This window comes from Giesbergeria sinuosa (genome assembly GCF_042652905.1).
Lineage (GTDB): Bacteria > Pseudomonadota > Gammaproteobacteria > Burkholderiales > Burkholderiaceae_C > Simplicispira > Simplicispira sinuosa.
On record NZ_JBHSHJ010000031.1, the window covers coordinates 1 to 1,165 of the forward strand.

1 protein-coding gene is annotated in these 1,165 nt (G+C 50.6%); it reads left to right on the forward strand.

Annotated elements, in window-relative coordinates; translation table 11 throughout:
• A partial coding sequence (locus ACFO6X_RS15830) for a hypothetical protein (protein WP_382434992.1) occupies positions 1 to 851 on the forward strand: 851 nt, incomplete at its 5' end.
• Positions 852 to 1,165 lie beyond the last annotated feature (314 nt).

Consider the following 1,165-nt stretch of genomic DNA (forward strand, 5'->3'; position numbering starts at 1 on the left):
GTTCGTTAGACCTTACAAAAAGAGACCTCATGTCATTACAGGGAAAAACAGACGATGAAATCCGCGCGATGCATGATGCGCTGATTCAAAAAGTCAAGGATTTAGGTGGAAGTGCTGGCAACAATAAACTCATTCGAGAATTGGGCTGGGATGAAGATGACTACTGGATCATCCGTGATCGAGTCGTTGACTTAGGAAGCTTGCGCCGCTACCGAGCAAGGGGCGGCGCTGTTGCCATCGTTCCACCACCTGTGGCTGCCGAAAAAACGGTAGCGAACGAACAAGAAGCGCCGCAGAATTTTGAGTGCCCTCAACCAGTTGAGCCCGCAGAGCGGGATTTGTACGAACCGGTTGCCACTGTTTTGCGAGGTGCTTGGGCGAAGGACAGTCGCTTCAGGCATCACGTGGTTGAAATTACGGCCAGCCAAGGCAGAAGGAATACGGGCGGAACGTGGACGCGCCCTGACATAGTTGTCGCTGCGCTGCGGGTCTTTCCATTTCTGCCCGGCAAGTTTTTTGATCTCATAACCTTCGAAATTAAGCCTTCTTGGGCGTTGAACGTGACAGCGGTATACGAGGCACTTGCCCATCGGCGTGCAGCAACTCAATCATATGTCTGGCTGCACAGCGCTGATATCGACGCTGATGCGGAAGCTATTGATCGCATTACTGAAGAAGCAGAGCGTCATGGGATCGGCTTAATTGTCGCCACAGATCCTAATGATTACAACTCATGGGATATTCGCGTTGATCCATCCCGCGTAGAGCCAGATCCTGAAGTCCTCAATGAATTCATCGCTCTACAAATTAGCGACGGTGCAAAAGATGAACTTGCTGCTTGGGTTCGATAGGTTTTTGCATTTGCGTGCAGTTCTAACTGTCGGTTCAACGCGGACAAAAATGCTGCGCATTTTTACCGGTTAACCTAGGCGTTAGCATTCGCCCACGATGGTGCTGATTCCATGCCCGTTAAAAATCTAGTTTTGTTTTCACCAGTTTTTCCAAAGTAGGCTTTGCCTTTGGTTTTTTCGGTGTCCTATTGGCACTGGTGCAGGTTCGTTTTTCCCGCTATGCTGCTGGCTTTGGGTGGCTGCTGTGTGGGCGTGGGTTCTAACTTGGCGCTCAAGCGGACAGCTTTCAGCTGCCGCTTACCTTAGTTCGTTAG